The organism is Exiguobacterium sp. N5 (assembly GCF_025842465.1).
Classification (GTDB): domain Bacteria; phylum Bacillota; class Bacilli; order Exiguobacteriales; family Exiguobacteriaceae; genus Exiguobacterium; species Exiguobacterium profundum.
The window spans coordinates 1-13,409 of record NZ_JAPAEP010000006.1 but is presented as its reverse complement, the minus strand read 5'-3'; the positions used below and the strand labels follow the sequence as shown (position 1 = coordinate 13,409).

Here is a 13,409-nt window from a genome sequence, read left to right as displayed (position 1 = left end):
CGTCACGAAATGAACGGAAAGGAGTGGCATAAATGATCACAAAGGCAGATAAAAATGCAGTTCGTAAAAAACGTCATGCTCGCGTACGTCGTACGATCACGGGGACAGCAGCTCGTCCACGTTTGAACGTATTCCGTTCGAGCAAGCACATTTACGTTCAACTTATCGATGACGCGGCACAAACAACGCTTGTGTCTGCATCTTCGAAAGATAAAGCTCTCGATCTTACAAATGGCGGTAACGTTGAAGCAGCGAAAGCTGTTGGTAAACTTGCTGCAGAACGTGCACTCGAGAAAGGTATCGACACAGTTGTGTTCGACCGTGGTGGATACCTCTATCATGGCCGCGTCAAAGCTGTTGCAGAAGCAGCTCGTGAAGCAGGTCTTAAATTCTAATAAAAAGGAGGGGACACTCGATGCGCCAGTTAGACGTTAACATGGAACAACTTGAAGAACGCGTTGTTACCGTAAACCGCGTCGCGAAAGTCGTAAAAGGTGGCCGCCGCTTCCGTTTTGCTGCTCTCGTAGTCGTAGGTGACAAAAATGGTCACGTCGGTTTCGGTACAGGTAAGGCACAAGAGGTGCCAGAAGCGATTCGCAAGGCTATTGAAGCCGCTAAGAAAAACATGGTACAAGTACCTATGGTTGGTACAACAATTCCACACGAAATCACAGGAGTATTCGGAGCAGGTCGTGTATTCATGAAACCAGCTTCTGAAGGTACTGGGGTTATCGCTGGTGGTCCAGTTCGTGCGGTGCTCGAACTTGCAGGTGTAGGTGACATCCTTTCGAAATCGTTAGGTTCAAACACACCGATCAACATCGTCCGTGCGACGGTACAGGGCTTGACTGAGCTCAAAAAAGCAGAGGAAGTTGCTAAACTACGTGGTAAAAGCGTAGAAGAACTTCTTAACTAAGGGAGGGAACTAGACATGGCGAAACTCGCAATCACCCTCACACGCAGCACAATTGGTCGTCCGGAAGGTCAGCGTGTTACTGTACGTACACTCGGTCTTCGCAAAATGCATCAAACGGTCGTTGTCCCAGACAACGTCGCGATGCGCGGTATGATCAACAAAGTGTCGCACCTTGTGACTGTAAAAGAAATCAACGAATAATAAAGATTTTAATAAATAAGGAGGTGCCACTATGAAACTCCATGAATTGAAGCCAACTCCAGGTTCACGTCACGAACGTAACCGTGTCGGTCGCGGTATGGCGACTGGTAACGGTAAAACTTCTGGTCGTGGACACAAAGGTCAAAAAGCTCGTTCGGGCGGTGGCGTTCGTCCAGGATTTGAAGGTGGACAAAACCCACTTTACCGTCGTCTTCCAAAACGCGGTTTCAACAACCCAACTCGTAAAGAGTACGCGGTTGTTTCCCTAGACACGCTTAACCGTTTCGAAGCAGGTACTGAAGTTACTCCAGAACTCTTAATCGAGACTGGTGTTGTCAGCTCTGCTAAAGACGGAATCAAGGTCCTTGCTAACGGCAAGCTTGAAACTAAATTGACTGTAAAAGCCAACAAGTTCTCGGGTGCAGCGAAAGAAGCAATCGAAGCAGCTGGCGGTACAGTTGAGGTGATCTGATGTTTCAGACGATCTCCAATATGTGGCGCGTGAAAGATATTCGACAGCGTATTCTCTTCACACTCGCAATCATCATCATTTTCCGCATCGGGGCTCATATCCCGGTGCCGATGGTGAATACGGATGTGTTGCGTTTTGACTCAGGAGGTCTTCTTGACTTCTTGAACTTGTTTGGAGGAAATGCTTTACAGAACTTCTCCTTGTTCGCAATGGGGATCATGCCGTACATTACGGCATCGATCGTTGTGCAACTTTTACAAATGGACGTCGTTCCAAAGTTTGCCGAATGGGCTAAACAAGGAGAGGCGGGCCGTAAAAAGTTAGCGACGGTCACGCGCTATGGGACGATCATCTTAGGCTTTGTCCAAGCGACTTCACTGTCGTTTGGATTTAACCGCCTCTACCCAGGTCTCGTCAATGAGACGTGGGGAACGGCAACTTACTTTGTGATCGCGATTGTACTCACTGCGGGTACAGCGTTCTTGATGTTCCTTGGTGAAATGACAACGGAGAAAGGTGTTGGGAATGGTATTTCCATCATTATCTTCGCCGGTATCGTCGCCGGGTTCCCAAGAATCTTCACGCAGATTTATGAAACAAAACTCCAAAACGCTGGAGATGCATTGTTCATTAATATCGTTTACTTGGTTGTATTGGCACTTGTTATTTTGGCTGTGACGGTTGGGATCATTTATGTTCAACAAGCGGCACGCAAAATTCCAATCCAATATGCAAAACGCACGGCGAACCGTACCCCAGTGGGCGGTCAGTCAACGCACTTGCCAATCAAACTAAACGCAGCAGGTGTTATCCCGGTTATCTTCGCGATTTCCTTCATGGTAACACCACCAACTGTTGCAAGCTTCATTGCTTCGCCGGAGACAACGCAAAAATTACAGACGTACTTTGACACGACGGCGCCAATCGGAATGTCGATTTACGTTGCGTTAATCATTGCGTTTGCCTACTTCTATACATTTATTCAGGTCAACCCTGAGCAAATGGCAGAAAACCTGCAGAAGCAAGGTGGTTATATTCCTGGGATTCGTCCTGGGGCGCAAACAGAACAGTACATCACGAAGTTGCTGTATCGATTGACTTTCTTCGGAGCGATCTTCTTATCGCTCGTGGCGATCATGCCGACAATCTTCATTAAGCTTGCCGGTCTTCCAACTTCCGTTCAAATCGGAGGAACGAGCTTGTTGATCGTCATCGGGGTAGCCCTCGAAACGATGAAACAAATCGAAAGTCAACTTGTAAAACGACACTATAAAGGCTTTATCCGTTAAAGCGGAAGGAAGGGTTGACCCTTCCTTCCTGTCGTGTTTACAAGCCCTTCGTGAAAATCAAAACTGGAGGCTAACCGAGATGAATCTAGTACTCATGGGCTTACCGGGTGCTGGGAAAGGGACTCAAGCTGCTAAAATCGTAGAAGAGTACCAAATCCCTCACATTTCGACAGGCGACATGTTTCGTGCGGCAATCAAAGGCGGAACGCCACTCGGTAAAGAAGCCAAGTCATTCATGGATAAAGGTGAACTCGTACCGGACGAGGTAACAATCGGAATCGTACGTGAACGCCTTAGCCAAGATGACACAGAAAAAGGTTTCTTACTCGATGGATTCCCGCGTACTGTTGCTCAAGCAGAGGCACTCGAAAGTTTGCTTAAAGATTTGGGGAAACAGATTGACCACGTCGTCAACATCGATGTGGATGCGGAAATTCTCGTTCCACGCTTGACAGGTCGTTGGATCTGCCCAACGTGTGGTGCGACATATCACGTGATCTTCAACCCACCAAAAGTGGAAGGCATCTGTGATGTGGATGGGTCGGCACTCATGCAACGTGAAGACGATAAAGAGGAAACGGTTCGCCGTCGCCTTGACGTCAACATCGAGCAATCGAAACCACTCATTGACTTTTACGCTGAAAAAGGGTATCTTCGTACATTGGATGGAGATCGTCCAATCGATGTCGTATATGCCGATGTCAAAGCATTACTCGGTGATACTGAATGATCATCACGAAGACGCCTCGTGAAATTGCGATTATGCGTGAGGCTGGGCAAATTGTTGCTCGAACGCACCAGGTGCTCAAACAGCACATTAAACCAGGAATCACGACGCTTGAGCTCGACCGGATTGCGGAAGATTACATTCGCAGCCAAGGTGCGACGCCATCGTTCAAAGGCTATAACGGTTTTACCGGTAGTGTTTGTGCTTCGGTGAACGAAGAGCTTGTTCATGGCATTCCAGGAAAACGGGTATTGAAAGATGGAGATATTATCTCAATCGACATCGGTGCCTACTATAATGGATACCATGGAGATTCCGCTTGGACTTATCCAGTGGGAACAATCACAGAAGAGACACAGCGGCTACTTGACGTAACCGAAGAAAGTCTGTATAAAGGATTGGAGCACGCCAAGGCTGGAGGGCGATTGACAGATATTTCGCATGCGATTCAAGCATATGTTGAATCACATGACTTTTCTGTCGTCCGCGAATACGTCGGTCATGGTGTTGGACAAAATTTGCACGAAGAACCGCAAATTCCACACTATGGTCCACCGGGGAAAGGGCCGCGCCTGAAGACTGGGATGACGTTAGCCATTGAACCAATGGTTAATGCTGGTCAACGCTATGTTCGAACACTGGCTGATAACTGGACAGTTGTCACCGTGGACGGTAGCATGTGCGCCCACTTTGAGCACACCATCGCCATCACAGACGATGGATACGAGATTTTAACGAAACTCGATTCCGGTGAATGAGGCTCTATTGTTTCATACTGATCCGTTCTGGATCCTTCTCTCACAGTAGATGGCAATAGATCGTCTGTGCTCCTAAAGATTTTCATATAGAAAGGGGAATAAATGATGGCGAAACAAGATGTCATTGAAGTGGAAGGCACTGTTGTCGAACCACTTCCGAACGCAATGTTTAAAGTGGAGTTAGAAAACGGCCACACGGTGCTCGCGCACGTCTCAGGGAAAATTCGGATGCACTACATTCGGATCCTTCCAGGTGACCGCGTAACTGTTGAGTTGTCTCCATACGACTTGACTCGCGGGCGGATTACGTACCGTTATAAGTAACTCCGATTTTTCCAGGAGGAGGGTATACTCATGAAAGTAAGACCGTCGGTAAAACCGATTTGCGAAAAATGTAAAGTTATTCGCCGTAAGGGTAAAGTAATGGTAATTTGCGAAAACCCGAAACACAAACAAAAACAAGGTTAATTTCAGAGGAGGTGCACACATGGCACGTATTGCTGGTGTAGATATTCCACGCGAAAAACGTATCGTTATTTCGCTCACATACATCTATGGTATTGGTAAAACAAAAGCACAAGAAATTTTGAAGGCTGCTAACGTATCTGAAGAGACACGCACACGCGACCTTACTGAAGATGAACTCAACCGTATCCGTGAAGCAATTGACGGAATCAAAGTTGAAGGTGACCTTCGTCGTGAAGTTTCACTTAACATCAAACGTTTGATCGAGATCGGCGCATACCGCGGTATCCGTCATCGCCGTAGTCTCCCTGTTCGCGGTCAAAACACGAAGAACAACTCGCGTACTCGTAAAGGCCCACGCCGTACAGTAGCGAACAAGAAGAAGTAAAGGAGGGAATTGAACAATGGCGAAACGTAAGCAAAACGTACGTTCTAAACGTAAAGTTAAAAAACATGTTGAAGTCGGTGTGGTACACATCCGTTCTACATTCAACAACACAATCATCACAATCACTGATACGCAAGGTAACGCGATCTCATGGGCTACTTCTGGTAACCTTGGATTTAAAGGATCACGTAAATCGACTCCGTTCGCAGCGCAAATGGCTGCTGAAACTGCAGCGAAAGTTGCAATGGACAACGGTATGCGTACAGTAGAAGTTAACGTTAAAGGTCCTGGTGCTGGACGTGAAGCGGCTATCCGTGCGCTCCAAGCTACTGGTCTCGAAGTTACTGCAATCCGTGACGTAACTCCAGTTCCGCACAACGGTTGCCGCCCTCCGAAACGTCGCCGCGTATAATCGCTTGAGCGTGTGAGGGGTTTACCTAGCACGACAGCTTATACTTTAGCAGCTCAAACTGCACGGCAGGATATACTCAAGGAGGGGTTCAGATGATCGAGATTGAAAAACCAAAGATCGAAACGGTCGAAATCAGCGAGGACGCTACGTTTGGTAAATTCGTAGTAGAACCGCTTGAACGTGGATATGGCACTACTCTCGGTAACTCACTACGTCGAATTCTATTGTCATCGCTCCCAGGTGCAGCGGTAACAGCGGTTCAAATCGATGGCGTGCTTCACGAGTTCTCTACGATTGACGGTGTTGTCGAAGACGTCACTCAAATCGTACTCAACCTCAAGAAGTTGGCACTCAAAGTGTACTCGGAAGAAGAGAAAACGCTTGAGATTAACGTTTCAAGTGCCGGTGCTGTCACTGCGGCAGACATTACCCATGATAGCGACGTTGAAATCTTGAATCCTGAGCTCCACATCGCGACTCTCGCTGACAATGCGACGCTTCGCATGCGTTTGACTGCTCGCCGTGGTCGTGGTTACGTCCAGGCAGAAGATAACAAACGTGATGATATGCCGATTGGGGTCATTCCAATCGATTCGATCTATACACCGATTCAACGCGTGAACTACGAAGTAGATAAAACACGTGTCGGTCAAGACGCTAGCTTCGATAAGCTTTTGTTAGACGTGTGGACAGATGGTTCAATTCGTCCGGAAGAAGCTGTATCATTAGGGGCTAAAATTTTGACTGAACACTTGAACATCTTCGTTGGTTTGACAGATGAGGCTCTCAACGCAGAAATCATGGTCGAGAAAGAAGAAGACCAAAAAGAAAAAGTACTCGAAATGACGATTGAAGAACTCGATCTCTCAGTTCGTTCGTACAACTGCTTGAAGCGCGCTGGCATCAACACTGTTCAAGAACTCGCAAACAAATCAGAGGAAGAGATGATGAAAGTTCGTAACCTCGGACGTAAATCACTCGAAGAAGTTCAACACAAGTTGGACGAACTCGGTTTGGGCTTGCGTAAAGAAGACTAAGTTCAACCGAAGGAGGGAAATGTAATGGCTTATTCGAAACTTGGCCGTACAAGCTCGCAACGCAAGGCGCTTTTGCGTGATCTTGCAACTGACCTAATCATCAACGAGCGCATTCAAACAACTGAACAAAAAGCGAAAGAACTTCGCCCAGTCGTTGAAAAATTGATCACTCTTGGGAAACGTGGCGATCTTCATGCCCGTCGTCAAGTAGCTTCATTCGTTCGCAAGGAGAACGCTGGAGAAAAAGACGCAATCCAAAAATTGTTCGAAGACGTGGCACCACGCTACGCTGAACGTCAAGGTGGATACACGCGCATCATGAAAGTCGGCCCACGCCGCGGTGATGGTGCAGAAGTTGTAATCATCGAACTCGTCTAATTCATTAGGCAGTCAACAGGGCATGCGGTGACGTATTGCCCTGTTTCCACATCAGAAAGGAGTCGACCTATGGAATCACAAATTATGGTACGGGATGTCGTATTTCATTACCCTGGACAGTCTGAGCCGGCGCTTAACGGCCTATCGCTCGATGTATATAAAGGGGAATGGCTTGCGATTGTCGGCCATAATGGTTCTGGCAAGTCGACACTGACGAAGTTGTGGAACGGACTTCTCATTCCTGAACAGGGGGAAGTTCGCGTCGAGACACTCGATCCGTCGAACGCCACAGACGTGTGGGACGTTCGAACGCGAATCGGGGTCGTCTTTCAAAATCCCGACAATCAATTTGTCGGGGCGACCGTGCGCGATGATGTGGCATTTTCTCTCGAAAACATGGGACTTCCACGTCAAGAAATGGTTCGTCGAATTGATGACAGTCTAGCGCGCGTTGGATTATCGGAACTAGCGGACCGTGAACCGCATCAGTTATCCGGTGGACAAAAGCAGCGCGTTGCGATAGCTGCGGCTCTCGCAATGCGCCCGCGTGTCCTCGTGCTCGATGAAGCGACCTCCATGCTCGACCCGATTGGGCGACAAGAGGTATTACAAACGGTACGACAGCTCGTCTCGGAAGGGATGACCGTTGTCGCCATTACACACGAGCTCGACGAAGTGTTGTTTGCTGACCGTATCATTGCATTGTCGAAAGGCAAGATTGCGATGACCGGCACACCTGAAGACGTGTTTCAACATCCAGATACGCTTCGTGACATTCAACTAGATGTCCCGTTTATCGTTCGGATGCAACTCGAACTGAAGGCACGTGGCATTCCACTCGATCGTCTGATGCTACAACATTCGGAGTTGGTGAACCATCTATGCCGATACGCATTGAAGAAGTAACATATCAATACCAAATGAATACTCCGTTTGAACGAACCGCGCTGCGCGATGTGAATGTAACCATTCCGTCGGGAGCGCTTGTTGCGTTTCTTGGGCATACTGGCTCAGGGAAATCGACACTCGTTCAACATATGAACGGCTTATTGCGCCCGACTGACGGACGTGTGGTGGTCGATGATATCATTGTCACCCCGATTCGGACGCGCCGTGACAAGAAACAGAATCTTTTGCCGCTTCGGCGTCGCGTTGGGCTCGTCTTTCAATATCCAGAGCACCAATTGTTTGAAGAGACGGTCGAACGCGACGTCATGTTCGGTCCGCGCAACTTTGGCGCGACAGATGCCGAAGCGAAAGAGCGAGCCCACGAGGCCCTTCGTCTCGTCGGCTTGGATGAAACGTTATGGGACCGTTCGCCGTTTGATCTTTCAGGAGGGCAGATGCGCCGTGTCGCGATTGCAGGTGTTTTAGCGAGCCGGCCTGATGTGCTCATTGTCGATGAACCGACAGCGGGTCTCGACCCAATTGGGAGACGAGACATGCTCGCCTTATTCAAACGTTTACGAGAAGAGTTGAACCTTACGTTGATCCTTGTCTCGCATGACATGGATGATGTACTCGCCTATGCGGAGCGCGTCATCGTGATGGAGCGTGGTCAGGTGGCGTTTGATGGAGACCCGTTTGAATTGTTCCAAGACGAGGTACTGGTGCGACGTCTCCAGCTCGACATCCCGCACGTCTTACGATTCGCTCGTGACATGGCACCGGTTCTTGGAGAAACGTCCATCCCGCTCGTACGAACCGAGAGCGAGCTGGCGGATTGGGTGGCGGAACGGCTGAAAGGGGGAGCGACATGATTATCGGTCAATATATACCCGGACATTCGTGGCTTCATTCCCTTGATGCGCGTGCCAAGACGCTCTTCATTTTAGGATTCATCCCAGTTGTTTTTTTAGCTGACAACTTATGGACGAATTTGTTTTTACTCGCGTTCACGTTGTTTGCGGTCAAACTGTCACAGTTATCGTGGCGCTATTTATGGAACGGTCTTCGCATGATCTTATTTTTGATCGTCTTCACGTTGATCTTACAACTGTTATTCAATCGAGACGGGACACTTCTATTCGAATTAGGACCGATTGCGATTTATTCGGAAGGAATTCGAATGGGGCTGATTGTCTCGCTTCGCTTCTTTTATCTCGTCATGTTGACGACACTCGTGACGTTGACGACGACACCGATGGAATTGACCGATTCGATTGAAGCGGGGCTACGGCCATTCGAACGGATTCGTGTGCCGGCCCACGAAATTGCGTTGATGCTTTCCATTTCACTCCGTTTCCTACCGACGCTTGCGGATGAGACGGACCGGATTATGAAAGCTCAGCAGGCGCGTGGGGTCGATTTGATGAGTGGACCTTGGAAATCCCGTCTAAAAGGGGTTATCCCTCTTTTGATTCCATTGTTCATTTCTGCGTTTAAGCGTGCTGAGGACCTCGCTACGGCTATGGAAGCCCGTGGTTACCGAGGAGGAGAAGGGCGGACGAGGTTGCGTGAAATGGAATGGCAAATGCGTGACACAGCCGTATTACTCATCTTTATCGCGTTGACGCTCATTTTGTTTGGATTGAGAGGGATTGGATGAGACGAATTAAACTGATTGTCGCCTATGATGGGACACATTATGCGGGATATCAAGTGCAGCCGAATGGCAATACCATTCAAGCGGAGATTGAATCTGTCTTGGCACGTATGCATCGATATCCGGTAAAAATCGTCGCCTCAGGTCGTACAGACGCTCGTGTCCATGCTTTAGGACAGGTGATTCACTTTGACACGTCGTTAGAGATGCCCGCTGAGCGCTTCGTCAAAGCGTTAAACGCCATGCTACCAGACGATATCCTCGTTAAACAGGCGGAAGAAATAGACGATACGTTCCACGCACGTTACGGTGCGAAGCGAAAAGAGTATCGCTATCATATCCGTCAGACCGAGGATCCGTTTCGTCGGCACTATGCTGCGACCGTGACGTATAAGCTGAGCCTTGAGGCGATGCGTCAAGCGATGGAGCGGTTGATTGGGACCCACGACTTTACGTCGTTCTCTGTGACAAAGGCAGAAGTCGAAGATCGGGTCCGTACTATCTATGAAGCAGAAGTGCTCGAGATGGGAGACGAGATCATATTCCGTTTCGTTGGATCAGGTTTTCTATACAACCAAGTCCGCATCATGGTAGGGACGGTCATCGAGGTAGGGAGAGGCAAGTATCAGCCCGCAGATATCACACAAATGCTAGGGGCGAAGGACCGCCGCGTAGCGGGGATTACCGCCCCCCCACACGGTTTGTATTTGTGGAATGTGAATTATGAAAAAGTAGATTGACATTCCCCTTATAAAATCGTATTATATTCATTGGCATTTCATTTTCAAATTTAGAGATGAACCACAATCTTAGCCCCGTAAACTAGGATTATGATAAAGCATCAAAAAATTAAGTGAACAGACATTTCTAGGAGGTATTCCACATGCGCACAACATTCATGGCTAAAGCATCTGAAGTAGAACGCAAATGGCTCCTTATCGACGCAGAAGGCAAAACACTTGGTCGTTTGACTAGTGAAGTAGCTTCACTTCTTCGCGGTAAGCACAAGCCGACTTTCACACCACACGTTGATTGCGGAGACCACGTCATCATCATCAACGCTGAGAAAATCAAATTGACTGGTAACAAATTGAATGACAAGATCTACTACCGTCATTCAGGTCATCCAGGCGGTTTGAAATCACAAACTGCAAAAGAGCTTCTCGCAAAACGTCCAGAGCGTATGCTTGAACTCGCGATCAAAGGGATGCTTCCAAAAGGATCACTCGGTCGTCAACAATTCAACAAACTCCACGTTTACGCTGGAGCTGAACACAAGCACGAAGCACAAAAACCAGAAGTTTACGAACTTCGCGGTTAATCGAGACACAGGGAGGAACTAAACGATGGCAGATGTACGTTACTACGGAACAGGCCGCCGCAAACACTCGGTGGCTCGCGTTCACCTCGTTGCAGGTGACGGTAAAGTTGTTGTAAATGGCCGCGATATCTCAGAATACTTCGGTCATGAGACTTTGATCATGATGGCTAAATCACCACTCGTATTGACTGAAACAGAAGGTAAATACGATGTAATCGTTAACGTTAACGGTGGTGGATACACTGGACAAGCTGGAGCAATTCGCCACGGCGTATCACGTGCGCTTCTTCAAGCGGACCCAGAATTCCGTCCAAGCCTCAAAGAAAAAGGCTTCTTAACTCGTGACGCTCGTATGAAAGAACGTAAAAAATACGGTCTTAAAGCAGCACGTCGCGCACCACAATTCTCGAAGCGTTAATCTTCGCGATGTGGTTCGAACTCTCCATCCTTTCGGGTGGAGAGTTTTTTGTTTGAAATAGTCGATTCCGAACCCGTCAAGAAAACGCTTTTTTTGATATACTGATATCGAAACAGTTAGAAGGGGGAAGCAATATGCTTACAGTAGAGCAAGTACGCGAGGAATTGGCGGGGCTTGTTGATCCGACGATCAACCGAACGCTTGGAGATACAGCAGGAGTAAAAGACATTCGAATCAAAGAAGACTATGTCAGTGTAAAAGTGGCACTCGGACAAACAGGGAGCGGGGAACAGCTTCAGTTACAACAAGAAATCGTCACGTTGCTCAAGGGGAAAGGCTTTAAGACGGTCGGGCTTCGCTTTGAGGCATTGAATGATGAAAGTTTGAAAGAGGCGACGAAACCGGCAATCCTCCGTGAAAACTCAGGGACGACGTTTATCGCCATCGCTTCTGGTAAGGGTGGCGTAGGAAAATCGACAGTATCCGTCAACTTGGCTGTCGCGCTTGCGCGAGCGGGTAAAAAGGTCGGTTTGATTGATGCGGATATTTACGGCTTCAGTGTTCCAGATATGCTCGGCATCGAGGAACGACCGGTTGTTCGCGGCGAGAAGATCATTCCAGTCGAGCGTTTTGGCGTAAAAGTCATCTCAATGGGATTCTTCGTTGAAGACAATGCGCCGGTCATCTGGCGTGGACCGATGCTCGGGAAGATGTTAAATAACTTCTTCAATGACGTCGAGTGGGGCGATCTTGACTATCTCTTGCTCGACTTACCGCCGGGAACGGGGGATGTCGCGCTCGATATCCATTCGATGCTCCCATCATGTCAGGAATTGATTGTCACGACACCTCATGCGACAGCAGCATTCGTTGCGGCTCGTGCCGGAGCGATGGCAATCAAAACGAACCACAAACTATTAGGTATTATTGAAAACATGGCTTATTTCGAAAGTAAGCTAACTGGTGAAAAAGAATACGTATTCGGTTACGGTGGTGGAGAAAAGCTTTCAGAAGCATTGAAGAGTAAGCTACTTGCTCAAATCCCGCTCGGCCAACCGTACGACAATGAAGAGGACTTTGCACCTTCTGTCTATCGGGATGGACATCCGTTCGAGCATACGTATGATGAGTTGGCGCAAGCAGTCATTAAACAAATAGAAGGGTGAATCGGTGAGAGATGAAAGTACAAGGTTTTTTACGTTTGTTTTGGACAACGCTCGTATTCGGGACGTTGTTCGGGTTCCTGATGAATTTATTGGCGAACCCGGGTTATTTGGTCAGTCAGTCCTGGGAGGCAATTGTCACGGCGCTTAGTTATTCGAGTACATGGACGGGAATCAGCATGATGGGTTTCTTTGCCTATTTGATTATTCATCGGGTCGGACTCGACTTGTTTAGAGGGCCACGTCTATGGAATCGCGTTCAAGTGTTACTAATCGCTTTTGCGATTTTTGATGCCGTCTACTTACGGATGCTCGCATTCGGTAATGATCACATGTGGCGTTATATCGGTGAGATGCTTGTGTTACTCATTGTCGCTTGGGTCGTTGCTGCGAGTAAGGCGAAACAAACAAATAGGAGTGCTTTCATCCCGACACTTTTCTTAATGACTGTCATTACGTTAATTGAATGGATTCCAGCTCTGCAAACAACGGACGAGATTCCATTGCTCTGGCCGGCACTAGCCACATTGGTGTTTGCGAACGCTTATCAGGTATTAATGCTTCATCGCTTCCAACAGACAGGACAAGCGGTTCAAGTCGCTTCACCCGAAGTTAGAAAGAAAAAAACGAAGAAACAGATGTCGTCTAAATCATCGTAAAAAGTAAATGGTTGTGTGGATAATCCGAAGTGTTTTGGGTGATCCGCCAACCATTTTTTATTCATTTCAACAAAACAAAGAAAAATTAAAGTTTTTTTAGAAAAATAGTTGACGGTTTTTTAGGATGCTGATATATTAATAAACGTCGCTGATGTTGTTCACGAAACAAACTTCAGGAAGCGAAAAAAATAATAAAAAGTGGTTGACTTTAATAAGTCAAATCGCTATTATTAAAAAGTCGCTAACACGACAACGATTGG

At 47.8% G+C, this 13,409-nt stretch carries 21 protein-coding genes; all 21 read left to right on the top strand.

The window, feature by feature from the left end; all coding sequences use genetic code 11:
• Window positions 1–32: 32 nt before the first annotated feature.
• The gene (rplR, locus tag OKS35_RS14690; protein WP_012727661.1) at window positions 33–395 is read left to right on the top strand and encodes a 50S ribosomal protein L18; all 363 of its coding nucleotides are present in this window, start codon (window positions 33–35) and stop codon (window positions 393–395) included.
• Between the two features lie 20 nt (window positions 396–415).
• Window positions 416–916, top strand: a complete 501-nt coding sequence (gene rpsE, locus OKS35_RS14685) for a 30S ribosomal protein S5 (RefSeq protein WP_012727660.1) — start codon at window positions 416–418, stop codon at window positions 914–916.
• A gap of 15 nt (window positions 917–931) precedes the next feature.
• A complete protein-coding gene (rpmD, locus tag OKS35_RS14680) occupies window positions 932–1,117 on the top strand; it encodes a 50S ribosomal protein L30 (RefSeq protein ID WP_012727659.1) in 186 nt (61 codons plus the stop codon).
• Window positions 1,118–1,148: 31 nt separating this feature from the next.
• Entirely contained in the window at window positions 1,149–1,589 is a 441-nt protein-coding gene (gene rplO / locus OKS35_RS14675) for a 50S ribosomal protein L15 (protein ID WP_012727658.1), read from the top strand.
• Window positions 1,589–2,878, top strand: a complete 1,290-nt coding sequence (secY, locus tag OKS35_RS14670) for a preprotein translocase subunit SecY (RefSeq protein ID WP_012727657.1) — start codon at window positions 1,589–1,591, stop codon at window positions 2,876–2,878. Before rplO ends, secY begins: the two co-directional genes overlap by 1 nt.
• A 79-nt stretch (window positions 2,879–2,957) precedes the next feature.
• Window positions 2,958–3,608: an adenylate kinase gene (locus OKS35_RS14665; RefSeq protein ID WP_012727656.1), complete on the top strand. Its 651-nt coding sequence runs from the start codon at window positions 2,958–2,960 to the stop codon at window positions 3,606–3,608.
• Entirely contained in the window at window positions 3,605–4,363 is a 759-nt protein-coding gene (gene map, locus OKS35_RS14660) for a type I methionyl aminopeptidase (RefSeq protein WP_031421863.1), read from the top strand. The genes OKS35_RS14665 and map overlap by 4 nt, the downstream gene beginning before the upstream one ends.
• A gap of 105 nt (window positions 4,364–4,468) precedes the next feature.
• Window positions 4,469–4,687 carry a translation initiation factor IF-1 gene (infA, locus tag OKS35_RS14655; RefSeq protein WP_021066622.1) on the top strand — a complete coding sequence of 73 codons (219 nt, stop codon included), beginning with the start codon at window positions 4,469–4,471 and terminating at the stop codon, window positions 4,685–4,687.
• Window positions 4,688–4,717: 30 nt separating this feature from the next.
• Window positions 4,718–4,831 (top strand): 50S ribosomal protein L36, encoded by a 114-nt coding sequence (rpmJ, locus tag OKS35_RS14650; RefSeq protein WP_003156543.1) that lies wholly within the window; start codon window positions 4,718–4,720, stop codon window positions 4,829–4,831.
• Between the two features lie 19 nt (window positions 4,832–4,850).
• Window positions 4,851–5,216: a 30S ribosomal protein S13 gene (gene rpsM / locus OKS35_RS14645; RefSeq protein ID WP_012727653.1), complete on the top strand. Its 366-nt coding sequence runs from the start codon at window positions 4,851–4,853 to the stop codon at window positions 5,214–5,216.
• Between the two features lie 16 nt (window positions 5,217–5,232).
• Entirely contained in the window at window positions 5,233–5,628 is a 396-nt protein-coding gene (gene rpsK, locus OKS35_RS14640; RefSeq protein WP_012727652.1) for a 30S ribosomal protein S11, read from the top strand.
• A 92-nt stretch (window positions 5,629–5,720) separates the two neighbouring features.
• A complete protein-coding gene (locus tag OKS35_RS14635; protein WP_012727651.1) occupies window positions 5,721–6,665 on the top strand; it encodes a DNA-directed RNA polymerase subunit alpha in 945 nt (314 codons plus the stop codon).
• A 24-nt stretch (window positions 6,666–6,689) separates the two neighbouring features.
• Window positions 6,690–7,043, top strand: a complete 354-nt coding sequence (rplQ, locus tag OKS35_RS14630; RefSeq protein ID WP_012727650.1) for a 50S ribosomal protein L17 — start codon at window positions 6,690–6,692, stop codon at window positions 7,041–7,043.
• A gap of 69 nt (window positions 7,044–7,112) precedes the next feature.
• Window positions 7,113–7,949: an energy-coupling factor transporter ATPase gene (locus OKS35_RS14625; protein WP_264093387.1), complete on the top strand. Its 837-nt coding sequence runs from the start codon at window positions 7,113–7,115 to the stop codon at window positions 7,947–7,949.
• Window positions 7,925–8,803 (top strand): energy-coupling factor transporter ATPase, encoded by an 879-nt coding sequence (locus OKS35_RS14620; RefSeq protein WP_078147865.1) that lies wholly within the window; start codon window positions 7,925–7,927, stop codon window positions 8,801–8,803. Before OKS35_RS14625 ends, OKS35_RS14620 begins: the two co-directional genes overlap by 25 nt.
• Entirely contained in the window at window positions 8,800–9,591 is a 792-nt protein-coding gene (locus tag OKS35_RS14615; protein ID WP_074035364.1) for an energy-coupling factor transporter transmembrane component T family protein, read from the top strand. The genes OKS35_RS14620 and OKS35_RS14615 overlap by 4 nt, the downstream gene beginning before the upstream one ends.
• Entirely contained in the window at window positions 9,588–10,328 is a 741-nt protein-coding gene (gene truA / locus OKS35_RS14610) for a tRNA pseudouridine(38-40) synthase TruA (protein WP_264093386.1), read from the top strand. Before OKS35_RS14615 ends, truA begins: the two co-directional genes overlap by 4 nt.
• Window positions 10,329–10,471: 143 nt before the next feature.
• Window positions 10,472–10,909 carry a 50S ribosomal protein L13 gene (rplM, locus tag OKS35_RS14605; RefSeq protein ID WP_012727645.1) on the top strand — a complete coding sequence of 146 codons (438 nt, stop codon included), beginning with the start codon at window positions 10,472–10,474 and terminating at the stop codon, window positions 10,907–10,909.
• A gap of 25 nt (window positions 10,910–10,934) precedes the next feature.
• A complete protein-coding gene (gene rpsI, locus OKS35_RS14600; RefSeq protein ID WP_012727644.1) occupies window positions 10,935–11,327 on the top strand; it encodes a 30S ribosomal protein S9 in 393 nt (130 codons plus the stop codon).
• Between the two features lie 134 nt (window positions 11,328–11,461).
• Window positions 11,462–12,493: a P-loop NTPase gene (locus tag OKS35_RS14595; RefSeq protein WP_026824853.1), complete on the top strand. Its 1,032-nt coding sequence runs from the start codon at window positions 11,462–11,464 to the stop codon at window positions 12,491–12,493.
• Window positions 12,494–12,504: 11 nt separating this feature from the next.
• Window positions 12,505–13,149: a KinB-signaling pathway activation protein gene (locus OKS35_RS14590; protein WP_074035368.1), complete on the top strand. Its 645-nt coding sequence runs from the start codon at window positions 12,505–12,507 to the stop codon at window positions 13,147–13,149.
• The last annotated feature ends 260 nt before the right edge of the window (window positions 13,150–13,409 follow it).

What these genes read in the sequence shown, in the direction of transcription:
- rplR (WP_012727661.1), top strand. Translation starts at nt 33, where the DNA reads ATGATCACAAAGGCAGATAAAAATGCAGTTCGTAAAAAACGTCATGCT.
- rpsE (WP_012727660.1), top strand. Translation starts at nt 416, where the DNA reads ATGCGCCAGTTAGACGTTAACATGGAACAACTTGAAGAACGCGTTGTT.
- rpmD (WP_012727659.1), top strand. Translation starts at nt 932, where the DNA reads ATGGCGAAACTCGCAATCACCCTCACACGCAGCACAATTGGTCGTCCG.
- rplO (WP_012727658.1), top strand. Translation starts at nt 1,149, where the DNA reads ATGAAACTCCATGAATTGAAGCCAACTCCAGGTTCACGTCACGAACGT.
- secY (WP_012727657.1), top strand. Translation starts at nt 1,589, where the DNA reads ATGTTTCAGACGATCTCCAATATGTGGCGCGTGAAAGATATTCGACAG.
- OKS35_RS14665 (WP_012727656.1), top strand. Translation starts at nt 2,958, where the DNA reads ATGAATCTAGTACTCATGGGCTTACCGGGTGCTGGGAAAGGGACTCAA.
- map (WP_031421863.1), top strand. Translation starts at nt 3,605, where the DNA reads ATGATCATCACGAAGACGCCTCGTGAAATTGCGATTATGCGTGAGGCT.
- infA (WP_021066622.1), top strand. Translation starts at nt 4,469, where the DNA reads ATGGCGAAACAAGATGTCATTGAAGTGGAAGGCACTGTTGTCGAACCA.
- rpmJ (WP_003156543.1), top strand. Translation starts at nt 4,718, where the DNA reads ATGAAAGTAAGACCGTCGGTAAAACCGATTTGCGAAAAATGTAAAGTT.
- rpsM (WP_012727653.1), top strand. Translation starts at nt 4,851, where the DNA reads ATGGCACGTATTGCTGGTGTAGATATTCCACGCGAAAAACGTATCGTT.
- rpsK (WP_012727652.1), top strand. Translation starts at nt 5,233, where the DNA reads ATGGCGAAACGTAAGCAAAACGTACGTTCTAAACGTAAAGTTAAAAAA.
- OKS35_RS14635 (WP_012727651.1), top strand. Translation starts at nt 5,721, where the DNA reads ATGATCGAGATTGAAAAACCAAAGATCGAAACGGTCGAAATCAGCGAG.
- rplQ (WP_012727650.1), top strand. Translation starts at nt 6,690, where the DNA reads ATGGCTTATTCGAAACTTGGCCGTACAAGCTCGCAACGCAAGGCGCTT.
- OKS35_RS14625 (WP_264093387.1), top strand. Translation starts at nt 7,113, where the DNA reads ATGGAATCACAAATTATGGTACGGGATGTCGTATTTCATTACCCTGGA.
- OKS35_RS14620 (WP_078147865.1), top strand. Translation starts at nt 7,925, where the DNA reads ATGCCGATACGCATTGAAGAAGTAACATATCAATACCAAATGAATACT.
- OKS35_RS14615 (WP_074035364.1), top strand. Translation starts at nt 8,800, where the DNA reads ATGATTATCGGTCAATATATACCCGGACATTCGTGGCTTCATTCCCTT.
- truA (WP_264093386.1), top strand. Translation starts at nt 9,588, where the DNA reads ATGAGACGAATTAAACTGATTGTCGCCTATGATGGGACACATTATGCG.
- rplM (WP_012727645.1), top strand. Translation starts at nt 10,472, where the DNA reads ATGCGCACAACATTCATGGCTAAAGCATCTGAAGTAGAACGCAAATGG.
- rpsI (WP_012727644.1), top strand. Translation starts at nt 10,935, where the DNA reads ATGGCAGATGTACGTTACTACGGAACAGGCCGCCGCAAACACTCGGTG.
- OKS35_RS14595 (WP_026824853.1), top strand. Translation starts at nt 11,462, where the DNA reads ATGCTTACAGTAGAGCAAGTACGCGAGGAATTGGCGGGGCTTGTTGAT.
- OKS35_RS14590 (WP_074035368.1), top strand. Translation starts at nt 12,505, where the DNA reads ATGAAAGTACAAGGTTTTTTACGTTTGTTTTGGACAACGCTCGTATTC.